1 pseudogene is annotated in these 824 nt (G+C 35.7%); it reads right to left on the bottom strand.

The window, feature by feature from the left end:
• Positions 1-338 precede the first annotated feature (338 nt).
• Positions 339-824: pseudogene (locus ACFIK8_RS10775) on the bottom strand (Bcr/CflA family drug resistance efflux transporter); the annotation flags it as partial.

Genomic DNA, 824 nt, shown 5'->3' with positions numbered 1-824 from the left:
AATGATATGATTTAAGTATTTCAGCTTGTTGAAGAGGGAAGGAAGCAAAACAATATTTCTGTCTTTCTTTGTTGTAGCTCAAACAGGAATATCAACATAATGATGGTGAATACCTTTATGAAGAACGCCACTTTATCGAAGGCTTCTTCAATAAAGTTATAAACATTTTAGTTGTACCTTCTGGTGATTCGATAAAGAAGGTTTTTCTTTCTGGGATGCTTGATTTATGTTTAAATAATCCCCAGACTTAGAGAGTTAGGTGTAAAAAATCTAGCTTTAGACAAGCGAGAAAAAGAATGCTATCTAGTTTGGTCTTTCTGTAGTGCTTTTAAAGGATATTAACCTTTTTTACAGTGACGCTTATTCAGTATTATGTTGTCAAAAAAATGTCCACGTTCAGCCCATAAGACGAGGAATATAGCAGTGAGGCTAAGAAAGAAAAAACCTGCCGAATTGGGAATGGTTGTTTCATTAAATTGTTGTGCAATGAGAAAGCTAAGGCCTGTACCTATGGATGTTTGAAGAAAACCAGATACAGAAGAGGCTGTTCCGGCAAATTTCCCGACAGATTCGAGAGCAAGTGTATTAAAATTAGCCATAATACCACCCCAGGTAAACATCAGTATACAGTATAACAACATATAAAAAGGGAAAGAGATAATACCGCCTGTTAAGATTGAGCTAACAAAAAAAATACATGAAACAATACAAAATAACAAAAGCATACTGTGGGCGATACGTCGCATCCCAAAATGCCCAACGAATAGAGAGTTTAGGAAAGATGCTATAACTTGAAATGCAGCACCAATTGCAAAAGCGATTGG

This window comes from Bartonella sp. MR168JLCBS (assembly GCF_042194175.1).
Note: the sequence above shows the minus strand (reverse complement) of the source record. Positions and strands in the feature narration are given on the sequence as shown.